The sequence below is a fragment of the Mycobacterium sp. NGS69 genome, from assembly GCF_059812165.1.
Genome location: NZ_JCALCD010000001.1, coordinates 242,497 through 258,739, shown reverse-complemented (window position 1 = coordinate 258,739; position 16,243 = coordinate 242,497). Strand labels below are relative to the sequence as shown.

Below are 16,243 nucleotides of genomic sequence, written 5' to 3'. Positions count from 1 at the left end.
TCGCGGGGAGACGTTCACTTGCTTCTCCCGCAGCATTGGCCCAGCGAAATTTATTCCTATGGCGCGAGGCAGACCGACGCTTCGGCGGTGTAGCACAGGAACGTCAGGGTCTCCTGCAGATACAGCTGCACGGTGTCGGCGTCGTGGCCCAGGTACCCGATCGCGACGTCGGTGCCCAGCTGCAGATCGAAGTCGCCGCCGCGGGTGGTCAGCACGAATGCGCCGTCGATGGCGGGCGCCCAGATGATGTCCCCGTCGACCAACCGGTTCAGGTGCTCGCGGATGGGATAGCCGTGCTCGGTCGTCTCACTGACCTTGGTGTAGACCTCGGCGGCCAGCAGCACCGAGTACGGGCCGTCGACACCGGCCAGCCGCAGCCCGGTCAACGCCTGCGAAATCGCGTCGGGCATGTCGCGGGGATCCTCGGGCAGCTTCAACGGCGGATTGGAGCTGCAACTGCGGATGCCCTCGATGGATCCGGCGGCATAGCCCTCGAAGATGGCACGGTCCTCGACAAACGCGAGCTTCTTGGCCGCCTCCTTGACCGGGTCCCAGTCCGAGTCGTTCGCGCCGCGCTCGACGTTGTCGATCTCGTAGCGCGATAGGGTGAACGGAACACGCAGGCGGACAAGGGGTTTGCTGGCGCGAAGGTGCGCCACCACGCCGTCGGTGGGCGCGTCGACGTCCAGGAGTCGCCCGGTGCTGACCGCCGCGGTGACCGGCCCGCCGGGCTCGCTCACGTCGACGACGCGCCGTCCCGCGATATGCCGCTTGAACGTCCGGGTGGCCTCCAATTCGATTTCCGCCCAGGCGACTTCGGTGACGGGTGCCAGGTCGCGGTAGAGGTTGTTCATCGAGTGGTTCCTTTCAGGCTGCCAATCGCGAGTGAGCCGTCATCAGATGCCGGTGCGGCCGGTCGCGCTGTCACTAGCGGGGCCGGCAAAGGCGGTGGGTCGTCGAGGAAATCGACGGTGGGGGAGAAGAACAGTCCGCCCGTGACCGCGGTGGAGAAGTCCAGGATGCGGTCGGTGTTGCCGGGCGGGTCGCCGAGGAACATGTTCGCCAGCATCTGTTCGGTGACGGTCGGCGTCCGCGAATACCCGATGAAGTATGTGCCGTACTCGGCCTTGCCCAACTCGCCGAAAGGCATGTTGTGCCGCACGATCTTCAACTCGGTGCCGTCGTCGTCGGTGATGACGTTGAGGGCGATGTGGGCGTTGTCGGGCTTGTCGGAGTCGTCGAGTTCGATGTCTTCGAGCTTGGTTCGGCCGATCACCAGTTCCTGCTCGGTGACCGACAGCGAATTCCACGACGACATGTCGTGCAGGTACTTCTGCACGTGCACGTAGCACGAGCCGGCGAAGTCGGGGTCCTCGTCGCCGACGGCGGTGGCGCTGACCGCGATTGGGCCGTCGGGGTTTTCGGTGCCGTCCACGAAGCCCAGCAGGTCGCGGTTGTCGAAGTACCGGAACCCGTGCACCTCGTCGACCACGGTGACCGCGCCGGCCATCGAGCGCAGGATGCGGTCGGCCAATTCGAAACAGACGTCCAGGCTCTCGGCCCGGATGTGGAACAACAGGTCCCCGGGTGTGGCCGGGGCGGTGTGCCGCGGGCCCTTCAGCGCTACGAACGGATGCAGTTCGGCGGGCCGCGGCCCGGAAAACAGGCGGTCCCAGGCGTCCGAGCCGATCGAGGCGATCGCCGACAACCGTTTCGGCGGCTCGCGGAATCCGATCGCGCGCACCAGCCCGGAGATTCCGGCTAGCGCGTCGTGCACCGCCGCCTCCCCACCGTCATCGATGGTGACCACGATGAAGATCGCGGCAGGTGTCAGCGGCTGGAGGATGGGTTGGGGCTGAACCGGAGGCACTCTGCCGACCCTATCGTGGCGACGGCGACGCCGACAGCCATGATGGTCACCATGCCGGCCAGCGCCGCAGGCCTCTGCGAATTCATCGACACCTCACCGTCGCCGTTTCACGCCTGCGCGACGGTGGCCGCCCGGCTGGCCGGAGCGGGATACGCCGAAGTCGCCGAGACCGACCGCTGGCCGGACCGACCGGGGCGCTACTACGTCGTGCGGGCCGGATCGCTGGTCGCCTGGAATTCGGACGGCCCCGACGGGCCGTTCCGGATCGTCGGCGCGCACACCGACAGCCCCAACCTGCGGGTCAAACAGCACCCGGACCGGTCGGTCGCGGGCTGGCGGGTGGTGGCCCTCGAGCCGTACGGGGGTGCCTGGCTGAACTCCTGGCTGGACCGCGACCTCGGCATCAGCGGTCGGCTGTCGATCAGGGAGGGCGGCGGGGTCGGCGAGCGGCTCGTCCGCATCGACGACCCGATCCTGCGGGTGCCGCAGCTGGCGATCCACCTGGCCGAGGATCGCAAGTCGCTGACCCTGGACCCGCAGCGACACGTCAACGCGGTCTGGGGCGTTGGGGAACAACGGGGTTCGTTCATCGACCACGTCGCCGAGCGGGCCGGGGTCGCGGCGACCGATGTGCTGTCCGCCGACCTGATGACGCACGACCTCACGCCGTCGGCGGTGGTCGGCGCCGACGCCGGCCTGCTGAGCGCGCCCCGATTGGACAACCAGGCCAGCTGCTACGCCGGCACGGAGGCGTTGGTGGCCGCTGCACCCGGGGACTTCCTGCCGGTGCTAGTCCTCTTCGACCACGAGGAGGTCGGATCGACCTCCGACCGCGGCGCGCAGTCCAACCTGCTGAGCACCGTCCTGGAGCGGATCGTGCTCGCCGCCGGCGGCACCCGGGAGGACTTCCTGCGCCGGCTGCCGGCGTCGCTGCTGGCCTCGGCCGACATGGCCCACGCCACCCACCCCAACTACCCCGAGCGGCACGAGCCCGGCCACCTGATCGAGGTCAACTCCGGGCCGGTGCTCAAGGTGCATCCGAACCTGCGGTACGCCACCGACGGCCGCACCGCGGCGGCCTTCGAGCTGGCCTGCCGGCAGGCCGGGGTCGGGTTGCAGCGTTACGAGCACCGCGCCGACCTGCCGTGCGGTTCGACGATCGGGCCGCTGGCCTCGGCACGGACCGGCATCCCGACCGTCGACGTCGGCGCCCCGCAGCTCGCGATGCACTCCGCGCGCGAGTTGATGGGCGCGCACGACGTCGCCGCCTATTCGGCCGCGCTGCAAGCCTTTCTGTCGCCCCGCTGACCTACGATCCGGCCATGGCGCTAAACGTAGAAATGCTCACGTTCGACTGCGGCGATCCGGACGGGCTAGCCGGCTGGTGGGCCGAGCAGTTCGGCGGCAAGACACACGTCATCCTCGCCGACGAGTTCACCGCGGTGACCTTCCCGGAGGGGCTGCGGCTCGGGTTCCAGAAGGTGCCCGATCCCACCCCGGGGAAGAACCGGGTGCACCTGGACCTCGGCGCGGCCGACGTCGACGGCGAGGTGGCGCGGCTGACGGCCGCCGGGGCGACCGAGGTCGGCCGGCACCAGTTCGGCGACACCTTTCGCTGGGTGGTGCTGGCCGACCCCGAGGGCAACGTCTTCTGCGTCGTCAAGCAATAGCGCTGAGGGTGCGCCCAGGGCGTTGATTGTGAGGCCTGGGCGGGAAAATCGCCGGGTTCCCGCCCTGCGTGCACACCGAAAGCCGTTAGCGCACACTCAAGGCTCAGCCCTGGTTGAGGATCGGCGGGTCGTAGCGGATGACGTTCTCCACCACGATCCCGTCGCGGGTGCGCACCCGGTCGATCCCCCGGATCTGGAACGGGCCGTCGGGGCCGGTGCCGCGGCCCGCATAGTGCAAGAACACCAGCTCCTCGCCCTCGGCCGCGCCGGGAACGGTGGCGCTGTCGATGACTTCGAGCTTCAAATCCGGTGCGGCATCCAGCAATTCGGCGATCTTTGCCGTGTAGGGCTCGATGCCCCGGACCGGCTCGGGGTCGCCCGGCCAGTAGCCGACGATGTCGTCGGCCAGGATGTCGAAACCGCGCGACATGGTGGGCGCGGCCCAGTACGCGGCGAACATCTCGGCGCTGAACTTCGGGGCGGACTGGACGTCGGTCATGGTTCCTCCTTGACTCGGGCGCTCCGATCGAGCGCGTCATCTCAAGCCTGGGCGGGACGCGTGCGGCGGCACAATTACCTCCGAGGTCATCGCGACGGGTAGGCGCGCGTGGTTACCGTGGCTTCGTGAGCCACGCGACGGTCGGTGTCCTGCTGCGCGACTGGCGCACGCGTCGACGGGTCAGCCAGCTCGACCTGTCGCTGAGCGTGGGGGTGTCGGCGCGGCACCTGAGCTTCATCGAGACCGGGCGCGCCCGGCCCAGCCCCGAGATGGTGCTCGCGCTCGCCGAGGGCCTCGACGTTCCGCTGCGCGAACGCAACGCGCTGCTGCTGGCCGCCGGGTTCGCCCCGCGCTACCAGTCGCGCCCGCTCGAGGACGGCGCCCTGTCGCCGGCGCGCGACGCGGTGCAGCGCCTCCTGGACGCCCACGACCCCTACCCGGGCATCGTCATCGACCGCTGCTGGAACATCGTCGGGGCCAACGCCGCGGCGTCCGCCCTGACCACGGGCCTGCCCCAAGACCTGCTCGGGCCGCCGCCCAACGTCTACCGGTTGTCCCTGCACCCCGACGGGCTGGCCGCCCGGACCCTGAACTTCCCCGAGTGGGCGGGCTACCTGCTGCACCAGCTGCGGCGCACCATCGCGCTCACCGGCGACCCGGCGTTGCGGGCGTTGGACGAGGAGGTGCGCGGATACCCGGGCGTCGCGGCCGCCGCCAGGGCGTGGAGCTCGCCGCCGGACAACGCCGCGCTGCTCGTGCCGTTCGAGCTCGATGCCGGTGCCGGGCAACGGCTGTCGATGTTCACGACGCTCACCACCTTCGGGACGCCGCTCGACGTCACCCTCGCCGAGCTCGCCGTCGAGCTGTTCTATCCGGCCGATGACGAAAGCGCCCGCCTGCTGCGCGGCGACTAGCGCTCTAGACTGTTCCCGTGACAACCGCGCGCACCCAGGTCATCGACACCGTCGAACACGCCGCGACCACCCCCGACCAACCGCAACCGTTTCACGAACTCGGCCTCAAGGACGACGAATACCAGCGGATCCGCGAGATCCTGGGCCGCCGTCCCACCGACACCGAGCTGGCGATGTACTCGGTGATGTGGAGCGAGCACTGCTCGTACAAATCGTCGAAGGTGCACCTGCGCTACTTCGGTGAGACCACGACCGACGAGATGCGCGCCGGCATGCTGGCCGGCATCGGCGAGAACGCCGGCGTCGTCGACATCGGCGACGGCTGGGCCGTCACCTTCAAGGTGGAATCGCACAACCACCCGTCCTACGTCGAGCCCTACCAGGGCGCGGCGACGGGCGTGGGCGGCATCGTCCGCGACATCATGGCCATGGGCGCGCGCCCGGTCGCCGTGCTGGACCAGCTCCGGTTCGGCGCCGCCGACGCGCCGGACACCCGCCGTGTCGTCGACGGTGTCGTCCGCGGCATCGGCGGCTACGGCAACTCGCTGGGGCTGCCCAACATCGGTGGCGAGACCGTGTTCGACGCGTGCTACGCCGGCAACCCGTTGGTCAACGCCATGTGCATCGGCGTATTGCGCCAGGAGGACCTACATTTGGCGTTCGCGTCGGGTGCGGGCAACAAGATCATCCTGTTCGGCGCGCGGACCGGGCTCGACGGCATCGGTGGGGTGTCGGTGCTCGCGTCGGACACGTTCGATGCCGAGAATTCACGCAAGAAGCTGCCGTCGGTTCAGGTGGGCGACCCGTTCATGGAGAAGGTGCTCATCGAGTGCTGCCTCGAGCTCTACGCGGGCGGCCTGGTGATCGGCATCCAGGACCTCGGTGGGGCCGGATTGGCCTGCGCCACTTCCGAATTGGCGTCGGCCGGGGACGGTGGGATGGCGGTCCAACTCGACACCGTCCCGCTGCGAGCCAAAGAGATGACGCCCGCCGAGGTGCTCTGCAGCGAGTCGCAGGAGCGCATGTGCGCCGTGGTGGCGCCGGAGAACGTGGACGCCTTCATGGCGGTGTGCCGCAAGTGGGAGGTGCTGGCCACGGTCGTCGGCGAGGTCACCGACGGCGACCGGCTGCGGATCACCTGGCGCGGCGAGACCGTCGTCGACGTGCCGCCGCGCACCGTGGCCCACGAAGGCCCGGTGTATCAGCGTCCCGTCGTGCGCCCCGAATCCCAGGACGCCCTGAACGCCGACCGCTCGACGGGCCTGCCCCGGCCGGCCACCGGCGACGAGCTGCGCGCGACTTTGCTTGCGCTGCTGGGCAGCCCGCACCTGTGCAGCCGCGCGTTCATCACCGAGCAGTACGACCGCTACGTGCGCGGCAACACCGTGCTGGCCGAGCATGCCGACGGCGGCGTGCTGCGCGTCGACGAATCGACCGGCCGCGGCATCGCGGTGTCGACCGACGCGTCGGGCCGCTACACGCTGCTGGATCCCTACGCCGGTGCCCAACTCGCGCTGGCCGAGGCGTACCGCAACGTCGCGGTCACCGGCGCTACCCCGGTCGCGGTGACCAACTGCCTCAACTTCGGTTCGCCCGAAGACCCCGGGGTGATGTGGCAGTTCTCGCAGGCGGTCCGCGGGCTGGCCGATGGCTGTGCGGCCCTTGGGATTCCGGTGACCGGCGGCAACGTGAGCTTCTACAACCAGACCGGGTCGGCCGCGATCCTGCCCACGCCGGTGGTCGGCGTGCTCGGCGTGATCGACGATGTGGCGCGGCGCATCCCCACCGGCCTGGGCACCGAACCCGGGGAGACCCTGCTGCTGCTGGGCGATACCCGCGACGAGTTCGACGGTTCGGTATGGGCGCAGGTGACGGCCGACCACCTGGGCGGGCTGCCGCCCAAGGTGGACCTGGCGCGAGAAAGGCTCCTGGCCGAGGTACTGGCCTCGGCGTCGCGCGACGGGTTGGTGTCCGCGGCGCACGACCTGTCCGAGGGCGGCCTCGCCCAGGCCATCGTCGAATCAGCGCTGGCGGGTGAAACCGGTTGCCGCATCGTGCTTCCCGAGGGCGCGGATCCGTTCGTGATGTTGTTCTCCGAGTCGGCCGGCCGGGTGTTGGTGGCGGTCCCGCGCACCGAGGAGAGCCGGTTCCGGTCGATGTGCGAGGCGCGGGGGCTGCCCGCGACCCGCGTCGGCGTCGTCGACCAGGCCTCGGACGCCGTCGAGGTCCAGGGCCTGTTCACCGTCTCGCTGGCGGAATTGCGCGAGACGTCCGAGGCGGTGCTGCCGCGATTCTTCGGGTAGCTCGGCTGCGCGCGCTGGCCCTGGCGGCCGCGCTGGTCGGGTGGAGCTTCGTCAGCCCGCGGCTGCCGCCGGTGTGGCGGGTGACGCTGCAGGCCGGTGCGGGCGCGCTGCTGGTGTTGGTGACCCGCGCGCCGCTGGGCCTACGGCTGCCGCGGCTGTGGACGGGGATGCGGCTGGGGTCGGCGGCCGGGGCAGCCGCGGCGGGCGCGATCGCCGCGACGACGACGGTGCCTTTGGTGCGTGCCTCGATGGCGGCCCACGAGCCGCCGGGTTCCCTGCCGGGTTGGCTGCTGCTGCGCATACCCGTCGGCACCGTCTGGGCCGAGGAGGCCACCTTCCGCGCCGCGCTGGCCGCCGTGGGCTCGCGCGCCTTCGGCCCGCGCGGCGGAAGATTGTTGCAGGCCAGTGCTTTTGGGCTTTCGCACATCCCGGACGCGCGGGCGACGGGTGCACCGGTAGCGGGCACCGTGCTGGTCACCGGTGTCGCGGGCTGGCTGTTCGGTTGGCTGGCCGACCGTTCCGGCAGCCTCGCCGCGCCGATGCTGACGCACCTGGCCATCAATGAGGCCGGTGCGGTCGCCGCGGTGGCCGTGCAACGCTGAGGTATGCCCGCCCGTCAACGCGCCGACCCGGCCCAGGCCCGGCAGGCGGTGCTGGTCGTGCTGGACTGGCTGCGCGACGATTCCCACCCGGCGCCCGACCGGAACGCCCTCGCGACCGCCGTGCGGCTCACGGCGCGGACGCTGGCCGCGGTGGCGCCGGGTGCCAGCGTCGAGGTCCGGATCCCGCCGTTCGCTGCGGTCCAGTGCATCTCCGGGCCCCGGCACACCCGCGGCACGCCCCCGAACGTGGTGGAGACCGATCCGCGGACCTGGCTGCGGCTGGCCACCGGGCTTTTGCCGCTCGACGAGGCAAAAGCGGTCGGGGCGGTGCGGCTGTCCGGCTCCCGGGCGGGTGAAATTGGCCACTGGTTGCCCCTGTTCGGTGTCAGCTGAATACAACCCTGAACTGCAGGTTTAGAGTTATGAATCGGGATTTTCGGTGCTCAACACGCCCGTCGGATTCGGCGCCGGGCCCGTGCTGCCCGTAGACTCCGGTACGTCACCAATCGTTCGCCAGGGAGCCGCCGAACCGTGACCGTCGCTGGAGTAGAAGCACCCGAGCAGGACTTGAACTCCCCCCGTGAAGAATGCGGCGTGTTCGGGGTCTGGGCCCCGGGTGAGGACGTCGCCAAACTCACCTACTACGGCCTGTACGCGCTGCAGCATCGCGGGCAGGAAGCCGCGGGCATCGCCGTCGCCGACGGATCCCAGGTGTTGGTCTTCAAGGACCTCGGCTTGGTCAGCCAGGTGTTCGATGAGCAGACACTGGCCGCGATGCAGGGTCACGTCGCGATCGGGCACTGCCGCTACTCCACCACGGGCGACACCACGTGGGAAAACGCCCAGCCCGTGTTCCGCAACACCGCGGCCGGCACCGGGGTCGCGTTGGGGCACAACGGGAATCTGGTCAACACGGCGGAACTCGCCGCGCGCGCCCGCGATGAGGGGCTGATGGGCACCCGATGCCCCGCCCCGGCGACGACCGACTCCGACATCCTGGGTGCGCTGCTCGCCCACGGCGCGGCCGACTCCACCCTGGAACGCGCGGCGCTGGAGCTGCTGCCGACCGTGCGCGGGGCGTTCTGCCTGACGTTCATGGACGAAAACACGTTGTACGCGTGCCGCGATCCCTATGGGGTGCGGCCGCTTTCGCTCGGACGGCTCGACCGCGGCTGGGTGGTGGCGTCCGAAACGGCCGCGCTGGACATCGTCGGCGCCTCGTTCGTCCGCGACATCGAGCCCGGCGAGTTGCTGGCCATCGACGCCGACGGCGTGCGCTCCACGCGGTTCGCCAATCCGGAGCCCAAGGGCTGCGTCTTCGAATACGTCTACCTCGCGCGGCCCGACAGCACGATCGCCGGCCGGTCGGTGCACGCCACCCGGGTCGACATCGGTCGCCGGCTGGCGCGCGAATGCCCAGTCGAGGCCGACCTGGTGATCGGCGTGCCGGAGTCGGGCACACCGGCCGCCGTCGGATACGCCCAGGAGTCAGGCATCCCGTACGGGCAGGGCCTGATGAAGAACGCCTACGTCGGGCGCACGTTCATCCAGCCGTCGCAGACCATCCGCCAGCTCGGCATCCGGCTGAAGCTCAACCCGCTCAAAGAGGTGATCCGCGGCAAGCGGCTCATTGTCGTCGACGATTCGATCGTGCGGGGGAACACCCAGCGGGCGCTGTTGCGCATGCTGCGCGAGGCCGGCGCCCTCGAGGTACACGTGCGCATCGCCTCACCGCCGGTGAAGTGGCCGTGCTTCTACGGCATCGACTTCCCATCGCCGGCCGAGTTGATCGCCAACGCCGTCGCGGACAAAGAGGAATCGCTCGAGGCGGTCCGCCAGGCCATCGGCGCCGACACGCTGGGCTACATCTCGCTGCGCGGCCTGGTGGCGGCCTCCGAGCAGCCGGCGTCGCGGCTGTGCACCGCCTGCTTCGACGGCAAATACCCGATCGAACTGCCCGAGGAGTCCGCGCTGGGCAAGAACGTCATCGAGCACATGCTCGCCAACGCCGCGCGCGGATCCGGCCTCGACGATCTGGCACCCGATGAAGTGCCGATCGTCCGCTGACCGAAGCCGCTCCCGGTGCTTCAAAGACGCGTGATACCGGCGCGAAGCGCCGCCCGGTAGCCTTTATCGCGATGACGGATCCCGGAAAAAGCCCCGGACGAGACCCGGGCGGTCAGGGCATCACCTACGCGTCCGCTGGGGTGGACATTGAAGCCGGTGAGCGTGCCGTCGCTTTGTTCAAGCCGCTGGCGACCAAGGCCACCAGACCCGAGGTGCGCGGCGGGCTGGGCGGCTTCGCCGGACTGTTCGCTCTGCGCGGCGGCTACCGCGAGCCGGTCCTGGCGGCCTCCACCGACGGCGTCGGCACCAAGCTGGCGGTCGCCCAGGCGATGGACAAGCACGACACCGTCGGCCTCGACCTGGTCGCCATGGTGGTCGACGATCTCGTGGTCTGCGGCGCCGAGCCGCTGTTCCTGCAGGACTACATCGCGGTCGGCCGGACGGTCCCGGAACGGCTGAGCGCGATCGTCAGCGGCATCGCGGAGGGCTGTGTGCGCGCCGGGTGTGCGCTGCTGGGCGGAGAAACCGCCGAACACCCCGGCCTGATGGAACCCGACCACTACGACATCTCAGCCACCGGCGTCGGTGTCGTCGAGGCCGACGACGTGCTGGGCGCCGACCGCGTCAAACCCGGCGACGTCATCATCGCGATGGGCTCGTCCGGGCTGCATTCCAACGGGTATTCGCTGGCCCGCAGCGTCTTGCTCGAGATCGACCGGATGAACCTGGCCGGTTATGTCGAGGAGTTCGGCCGCACCCTGGGTGAAGAACTGCTGGAACCGACCCGCATCTACGCCAAAGACTGCCTGGCGCTGATGGCCGAAACCCATGTCCGGACGTTCTGCCACGTCACCGGCGGCGGGCTGGCCGGCAACCTGCAACGCGTCATCCCGCCCGGCCTGGTCGCCGAGGTCGACCGCGGCACCTGGACGCCCGCACCGGTGTTCGCCATGATCGCCCAGCGTGGCCGCGTCGCGCGCGAGGAAATGGAGAAGACCTTCAACATGGGCGTCGGCATGATCGCCGTCGTCGCCCCCGAAGACGAGGACCGCGCGCTGGCCATGTTGACCGCGCGGCACCTCAACTGCTGGGTGCTGGGCACGGTCGGCAAAGGCGGAAAAGACGGCCCGCGGGCCAAGCTGGTGGGGCAGCACCCGAGGTTCTGACACAAACTGTGCCGATGCTCAGCGCATCGGCACAGTGGCGGTAAGAGGTTCAGCGACGCCAGTCGTCGGCGTCGGCCCAAGATTCGTCTTGGCCGTCGTCGCTGGGTTCGTCGGCGGACGTGCCCGACAGCTCCTGCTGAAGCCGCTGGAAATCGGTCTGCGGGGAACTGTATTTGAGTTCTCGTGCAACCTTGGTCTGCTTTGCCTTAGCCCGGCCGCGGCCCATGGGGGAACCCCCTCGCGCAATAACGGAGCGGCCTAACAAGTAGGCGGCTCCGATCTCTTGGTGTCGTTATTGTCCTGCCGACAGTTTACCGTGCCTCGCGGTCCGGTGTCGGTGACCCCTGTCCGCTGTGGCGGACGTCATCGACGATTATCCAGCACCGCCCCGCAACCGTTCAACGGCTCGCCGTCCCGCGCCGACGTGTTCGGTGGCGGGCAGCGAATCGGCGTCGATCGCCGCGGCGACGTCGCCCTGTGGGCCGGTCGTCAGCTCGGTGTCCGCGGGCAGGCCGCGCTTGACGAGCGCCAGCGCCACCGGCCCGAGATCTACGTGCTCGACCACGGTTCCGAGGCGTCCGACGGCGCGGCCGCCGGCAAGCACCGCGTCTCCCGTGGCGGGCCGCTCCACCGATCCGTCCAGGTGCAACAACACCAGCATCCGTGGCGGTTTACCCAGGTTGTGCACCCGAGCGACGGTCTCCTGCCCGCGATAGCAGCCCTTGTCCAGGTGCACGGCGCCCTCGCCGGGGCCACCGATCCACCCCACCTCGTGGGGGATCGTGCGCTCGTCGGTGTCGACGCCGAGACGCGGCCGAAGCGCCGCCACCCGGTGGGCCTCGTACGCCCATACCCCGGCCGCGCGCACGCCCGCACGCGTCAAGCGGTCCCGCCAGCCGGCGGCCTCGCCGCGCGGAACCAGCACGTCCAGTTCGATCGGGCCGGCGGGGGCGCCGGGCATCCGTCGCGCAAACCCGCCACCGGCGACCGGAACCGCGGTCAGCTCGGCCGGCAGAGCGTCGATGCCCAGCGCGTCGAGCACCGCCGGGTCGGCCAGCCGCGGACCCAGCAGCGACAGCACCGCCAGGTCCGCGCCGCTAGGGGTGACCTCGGACCAGAACACCATCTTGCGCAGGTATTGCAGCAGCGGCTCGCCCCGCCACGGCTCGGTGTCCAGGTAAGTGGTGCCGCCCAGCTCCGTCTGGATCCAGTGGTCCTCGACGCGGCCCTGGCCGTCGAGGCTGAGATTTTGGGTGCTCGCGCCGTCGGGCAGTTCGGCGACGTGCTGGGTGGAGATGCTGTGCAGCCAGGTCTGCCGGTCTTTGCCGGTAAGGGTGAGGACCGCGCGGTGCGAGCGGTCGACCAACACCGCGTCGGTCTCGGCCGCCCGCTGCTCGCCCAGCGGATCGCCGTAATGCCAGACCGCGCCGGCGTCTGGTCCGGGATCGGGTGCGGGGACGGGATTCACGCAATCAACTTTACGGACCCGTTGTGCGGGCAGCCGCACGCTCGACTGCGACCGTGCGGCTGGCCGCACCCTCGCGGTTAGGCTTACCCTCCATGGCCGACCAGACGGGTGTGATCGTCACGCTGGATGGCGAGGTGCACCCGCCGGGGACGCCGCTGTTGCACGCCGACGACCTGGCGGCCGTTCGCGGCGACGGCATCTTCGAGACGCTGCTGGTGCGCGACGGGCGTGCCTGCCTGGTCGGCTCCCATCTGCAGCGCCTGACGCAGTCCGCCAAGATGATGGACCTGCCCGCGCCGGACCTCGCGACTTGGCGAACTGCTATCGAGGAGGCGGCGCGGCGGTGGGCCGCGGGCACGTCCGACGAGGGCGCGATGCGCCTGATCTACACCCGCGGCCGCGAGGGCGGTTCGACGCCGACCGCCTACGTGATGGTCAACGCCGTCCCGGAACGGGTGACCGCGGTTCGCCGCGACGGGCTCTCCGCGATGACGCTGGATCGTGGCCTGCCGGCCCGGGGCGCCGACGCCATGCCGTGGCTGCTGGCCGGCGCCAAGACGCTGTCGTACGCGGTCAACATGGCCGCGCTGCGGCACGCCGCCCGGCAGGGCGCCGGCGACGTCATCTTCGTCAGCGCCGACGGCTACATTCTGGAAGGCCCACGCTCGACGGTGGTGATCGCCGCCGAACCGGGCGCGGACGGGAATCCGTGCCTGCTGACACCGCCGCCCTGGTATCCCATCCTGCGGGGCACCACGCAACAAGCGCTCTTCGAGGTGGCCCGCGCCAAGGGCTACGACTGCGACTACCGCGCGCTTCGGGTCGCGGACCTGCTTGCGGCCCAAGGGATCTGGCTGATATCGAGCATGACCCTGGCGGCACGGGTGCACACGCTCGACGGACGCCGACTGCTCCGATCCCCGATCGCCACCGAATTCGCCGAACTGGTCGACGCGGCCATCGTCAGCGATCGCTGAGCGCTGAATTCTGTTGTCGGCTCGCGAAATGCCGGGTACGGTCGGCCGTACACAGGGAAGGAGGTGGTCCGCGAAATTGATAGGTTCATGGACATGTGAGGTGGCTACCCGCTAGCTGCATTGGCTCGGAAGAGTCGGCGATCAACGCGCGCTGGCGAATTCCCCGTAGCCACCCGGCCCCCGAGCTTCCGGTCAGTCCAACCAGGAGCTTTGCTCGGGGGCCGCTCCATGTCAGGACGCCGGTAGGCCGTTACCCCGCGAACCGCGACAGCCGCGCCGAAAGATGGGGCACCAGACCGCCGTCGGCGTCCACCCGCTCCTCGACGTAGGCCAGGTCGCCGCCTTCGACGATGCCGTAGAGCCGCTTGGCGCCGCCGACCAGCAGACCCGACCGGCTGCGGGCCAGCGCGTCGGTCACCAGCTCCCACGACGACTGCGTGCGGGGCCGCCCGTAGAACAACTCGATGTACCCGGCCGAATGGGCCAACAACAACTCGATCGCCTGCGACTCGGTGGGATCGTCGTCGGGATCGCTGACGAAGCGCCAGAAGCCCGTCTCGCGCAGGCCGGGTTCGGAGTACCCGCCCGCGTCGTCGAGCCGCCAGGACCGCGCTTCCCAATTCAGATAGTCGCCGCCGTCATGCGAGACCACGATCTGCTGGCCGAACCGGTAGTCCCCGTCGGCTCCGCGGCCCTCGCCCTCGCCGCGCCACACCCCGACCAGCGGCAGCAGCGCCAGCAGTGCGTCGTTGAGGTTCGCCCCTTCGCGCAGATTCGCGGTGTCGGCGGGCACCGGCAGATCGTCGAAGCCGGGGATGTTGCGGGCCGCCGTAACCTTCGCGCGCTCGGCGGCGGCAGCGACCGCGCGGTCGCCCGAGCCGCCGGAAACGACCGGGCCGTCAGGATCCTCGGAAGTCACGACTCGTCAGTGATGAGCCGGTAGAGGGTGTACAGCGCGAACCATGAGATGACCACGACCGCGACGACCAGCATGATCTCGAAGAAGAGCACCACGGGAACGAGTCTATTCGTCCCGGGAGTCCCCGGGGACCGGCCGGCCCGTCAGGCGATCTTGACGTCGACCTCGTGAACGCCGGCACCGGACGGGGCCACCACGGCGTCGCCGTTGCCGACGGGGGACAGCGCGCGCAGCGTCCAGGATCCCGGTGCGGCGAAGAACCGGAAGTCACCGGTGGCCGACGCGACCACCTCGGCGGTGAATTCGTCCGACGAGTCCAGCAGGCGGACGAACGCGCCACCCACCGCCTGACCGTCGCCGTCCACAACCCGTCCGGTGATGACCGTTTCCTTCTCCAGATCGACGCTGGCGGGCAACGTCAGTCCTTGCTTCGGTCCAGAGCACATATCAGCTTCCCAACTCGATCGGGGCACCCACCAGGGAGCCGTATTCCGTCCAACTGCCGTCGTAGTTCTTGACATTCCGATGGCCGAGTAATTCCTGCAGCACGAACCAGGTGTGCGACGAGCGCTCGCCGATTCGGCAGTACGCGATGGTCTCCTTGGTGCCGTCCAGGCCGGCGTCGGCGTACAGCTTGGCCAGCTCCTCGTCGGACTTGAAGGTGCCGTCCTCGTTGGCGGCCTTGCTCCACGGGACGTTGATCGCGCCCGGGACGTGGCCCGGCCGCTGGCTTTGTTCCTGCGGCAGGTGGGCCGGGGCGAGGATCTTGCCCGAGAACTCGTCGGGGGAGCGCACGTCGACCAGGTTTTTGACGTTGATGGCCGCGATGACCTCGTCGCGGAAGGCCCGGATGCTGTTGTCGGGCGCGGCCGCGGTGTAGGACGTGGCGGGCCTGCTGACCGTGTCGGTGGAAAGCGGGCGCCTGTCGAGCTCCCACTTCTTGCGGCCGCCGTCGAGCAGCTTGACCTTCTCGTGGCCGTACAGCTTGAAGTACCAGTAGGCGTAGGCGGCGAACCAGTTGTTGTTGCCGCCGTAGAGGATCACGGTGTCGTCGTTGGCGATGCCGCGGTCGGACAGCAGCTTGGAGAATTGCTGTGCGTCGACGAAGTCGCGCTTGACCGGGTCCTGCAAATCGGTGCGCCAGTCCAGCCTGACCGCGCCGGGGATGTGACCGGTGTCGTAAGCGCTGGTGTCCTCGTCAACTTCCACGAAGACGACGTTCTCGGCGTCGAGATTGCTCTGGGCCCAGTCCGCGGAGACCAGGACGTCGGAGCGTGCCATGGATGGGTTCCTTTCGATTGCTGCTGATGAACAGGGGGCTAGGAGGGAGAGGGGCGCAAGCGTGCGACCAGCGGGTAGATCTGGCAGCCCAGGCAGATGCCGAAGGCCGCGTTCAGGAAGGCGGCGACCAGCGCGAATGCGGTGGCGATGACGCCGACCAGGAAGGCGCCGGCGGCGAATCCCGCCGCGCCGACGACCGCGAAGATCAAGCCGACGAGTTGGGCGAACTTCAGCGGCGCGACCGGCTCGCGCTCCGTGACCGGCCCCAGCCGGGGCGCCACGGCGGTGGCGAAGATGCGCCCATAGGGATGCCGGCGCGGACCGCCGACGGCGCCGATCGCAAAGACGACGGCCTGCGCCCCGAGAATGATTGCGGCGACCGGCGGGCTGAGGGCCGAAACGACAAGCGCGGCGACCAGCACCGCGGTCGTGACCCAGGCGGCGAACCTGGGGCCGCGGACGTCGACGCGGTCCGGCTCGACGGCGGTGTTGCTGCTCGGCACGGTG

The 16,243-nt window shown here is 69.8% G+C and carries 18 protein-coding genes; 9 read left to right on the top strand and 9 right to left on the bottom strand.

The features are described 5' to 3' along the window. Positions 1-56: 56 nt before the first annotated feature. Both AC5Y2S_RS01375 and AC5Y2S_RS01370 read right to left on the bottom strand, forming a co-directional pair. On the bottom strand, positions 57-854 hold the full coding sequence (locus AC5Y2S_RS01375; RefSeq protein WP_499903673.1) for a family 1 encapsulin nanocompartment shell protein: 798 nt from the start codon (positions 852-854) through the stop codon (positions 57-59). Then, positions 851-1,870, bottom strand: coding sequence for a Dyp-type peroxidase (locus AC5Y2S_RS01370; protein ID WP_499953320.1), 1,020 nt, complete (start codon positions 1,868-1,870; stop codon positions 851-853). The genes AC5Y2S_RS01375 and AC5Y2S_RS01370 overlap by 4 nt, the downstream gene beginning before the upstream one ends. A 51-nt stretch (positions 1,871-1,921) precedes the next feature. Between AC5Y2S_RS01370 and AC5Y2S_RS01365 the strand changes: the two genes are divergently transcribed. Continuing rightward, positions 1,922-3,178 (top strand): M18 family aminopeptidase, encoded by a 1,257-nt coding sequence (locus AC5Y2S_RS01365; protein ID WP_499953318.1) that lies wholly within the window; start codon positions 1,922-1,924, stop codon positions 3,176-3,178. A 14-nt stretch (positions 3,179-3,192) separates the two neighbouring features. Beyond that, positions 3,193-3,540, top strand: coding sequence for a VOC family protein (locus AC5Y2S_RS01360; RefSeq protein ID WP_499953317.1), 348 nt, complete (start codon positions 3,193-3,195; stop codon positions 3,538-3,540). 103 nt (positions 3,541-3,643) lie between these two features. Here the strand turns inward: AC5Y2S_RS01360 and AC5Y2S_RS01355 are convergent, their stop codons facing one another. Continuing rightward, on the bottom strand, positions 3,644-4,039 hold the full coding sequence (locus AC5Y2S_RS01355; RefSeq protein WP_499953316.1) for a nuclear transport factor 2 family protein: 396 nt from the start codon (positions 4,037-4,039) through the stop codon (positions 3,644-3,646). Positions 4,040-4,164: 125 nt separating this feature from the next. On the opposite strand from AC5Y2S_RS01355, the gene AC5Y2S_RS01350 reads away from it, so the two are divergent. The 6 genes from AC5Y2S_RS01350 to purM all read left to right on the top strand — a co-directional run bounded on the left by AC5Y2S_RS01350 (position 4,165) and on the right by purM (position 11,091). Continuing rightward, complete coding sequence (locus AC5Y2S_RS01350) at positions 4,165-4,953, top strand: helix-turn-helix domain-containing protein (RefSeq protein WP_499953314.1); 789 nt, start codon at positions 4,165-4,167, stop codon at positions 4,951-4,953. Positions 4,954-4,970: 17 nt separating this feature from the next. Further along, on the top strand, positions 4,971-7,256 hold the full coding sequence (purL, locus tag AC5Y2S_RS01345) for a phosphoribosylformylglycinamidine synthase subunit PurL (protein WP_499953313.1): 2,286 nt from the start codon (positions 4,971-4,973) through the stop codon (positions 7,254-7,256). Further along, the gene (locus AC5Y2S_RS01340) at positions 7,244-7,858 is read left to right on the top strand and encodes an Rv0804 family intramembrane glutamic endopeptidase (RefSeq protein WP_499954312.1); all 615 of its coding nucleotides are present in this window, start codon (positions 7,244-7,246) and stop codon (positions 7,856-7,858) included. Before purL ends, AC5Y2S_RS01340 begins: the two co-directional genes overlap by 13 nt. 3 nt (positions 7,859-7,861) lie before the next feature. Next, positions 7,862-8,251 (top strand): sterol carrier family protein, encoded by a 390-nt coding sequence (locus AC5Y2S_RS01335; protein ID WP_499953311.1) that lies wholly within the window; start codon positions 7,862-7,864, stop codon positions 8,249-8,251. Positions 8,252-8,389: 138 nt separating this feature from the next. Then, positions 8,390-9,925: an amidophosphoribosyltransferase gene (purF, locus tag AC5Y2S_RS01330; protein WP_499903665.1), complete on the top strand. Its 1,536-nt coding sequence runs from the start codon at positions 8,390-8,392 to the stop codon at positions 9,923-9,925. A 71-nt stretch (positions 9,926-9,996) separates the two neighbouring features. Continuing rightward, a complete protein-coding gene (gene purM / locus AC5Y2S_RS01325; protein ID WP_499953310.1) occupies positions 9,997-11,091 on the top strand; it encodes a phosphoribosylformylglycinamidine cyclo-ligase in 1,095 nt (364 codons plus the stop codon). A gap of 49 nt (positions 11,092-11,140) precedes the next feature. On the opposite strand, the gene AC5Y2S_RS01320 is transcribed toward purM, so the two are convergent. Together AC5Y2S_RS01320 and ygfZ are read right to left on the bottom strand one after the other, a co-directional pair. After that, positions 11,141-11,317 (bottom strand): DUF3073 domain-containing protein, encoded by a 177-nt coding sequence (locus AC5Y2S_RS01320; RefSeq protein ID WP_499881748.1) that lies wholly within the window; start codon positions 11,315-11,317, stop codon positions 11,141-11,143. Positions 11,318-11,464: 147 nt separating this feature from the next. Beyond that, positions 11,465-12,559: a CAF17-like 4Fe-4S cluster assembly/insertion protein YgfZ gene (gene ygfZ / locus AC5Y2S_RS01315; RefSeq protein ID WP_499953309.1), complete on the bottom strand. Its 1,095-nt coding sequence runs from the start codon at positions 12,557-12,559 to the stop codon at positions 11,465-11,467. Between the two features lie 110 nt (positions 12,560-12,669). Here ygfZ and AC5Y2S_RS01310 point away from each other — a divergent pair, with 110 nt between their 5' ends. Next, positions 12,670-13,536: an aminodeoxychorismate lyase gene (locus AC5Y2S_RS01310; protein WP_499954310.1), complete on the top strand. Its 867-nt coding sequence runs from the start codon at positions 12,670-12,672 to the stop codon at positions 13,534-13,536. Positions 13,537-13,786: 250 nt separating this feature from the next. Here the strand turns inward: AC5Y2S_RS01310 and AC5Y2S_RS01305 are convergent, their stop codons facing one another. From AC5Y2S_RS01305 to AC5Y2S_RS01290, 4 genes are all read right to left on the bottom strand, one after another. Continuing rightward, a complete protein-coding gene (locus AC5Y2S_RS01305) occupies positions 13,787-14,455 on the bottom strand; it encodes a heme-binding beta-barrel domain-containing protein (protein WP_499903662.1) in 669 nt (222 codons plus the stop codon). Between the two features lie 143 nt (positions 14,456-14,598). Beyond that, entirely contained in the window at positions 14,599-14,901 is a 303-nt protein-coding gene (locus tag AC5Y2S_RS01300) for a DUF1416 domain-containing protein (RefSeq protein WP_499881751.1), read from the bottom strand. A 1-nt stretch (position 14,902) separates the two neighbouring features. After that, a complete protein-coding gene (locus tag AC5Y2S_RS01295; protein ID WP_499953307.1) occupies positions 14,903-15,736 on the bottom strand; it encodes a sulfurtransferase in 834 nt (277 codons plus the stop codon). Positions 15,737-15,774: 38 nt separating this feature from the next. Then, complete coding sequence (locus tag AC5Y2S_RS01290; protein ID WP_499953306.1) at positions 15,775-16,239, bottom strand: DUF4395 domain-containing protein; 465 nt, start codon at positions 16,237-16,239, stop codon at positions 15,775-15,777. Between the last annotated feature and the right edge of the window lie 4 nt (positions 16,240-16,243).